The following is a 276-nucleotide window of genomic DNA, read 5'->3' on the forward strand; positions in this document are numbered from 1 at the left end:
AATTAATTCCCGGTCACCGTCGACTTCCGCAAGATTGATCCCAAGCGCAAACAGAGCGGATGCTCTTTTATGCGCTTCGAACAATGCTTCGAAGGAAGGAAACTTCATAGGATCGATGCAGATTAGCTCATCTGCATCCGTCCGTATGACCCAGTCAAACAGCGCGCCAAGCCCATCCTGCAGTCCGTTAAGCAATTGCCCGCGGACCCGGTCGAACCCGGCAAGATCATCCCTTGGAACCGTGATCACGTTTGCCCCAGGGCAAAGCTTCCCAAT

Annotated in this window: 1 pseudogene; it reads right to left on the reverse strand. The window is 53.3% G+C overall.

The features are described from left to right. A pseudogene (locus A3764_RS25795) lies at positions 1 to 249 on the reverse strand (glycosyltransferase family 2 protein); the annotation flags it as partial. Between the last annotated feature and the right edge of the window lie 27 nt (positions 250 to 276).

The organism is Sulfitobacter sp. HI0129 (genome assembly GCF_001635395.1).
GTDB lineage: Bacteria > Pseudomonadota > Alphaproteobacteria > Rhodobacterales > Rhodobacteraceae > Sulfitobacter.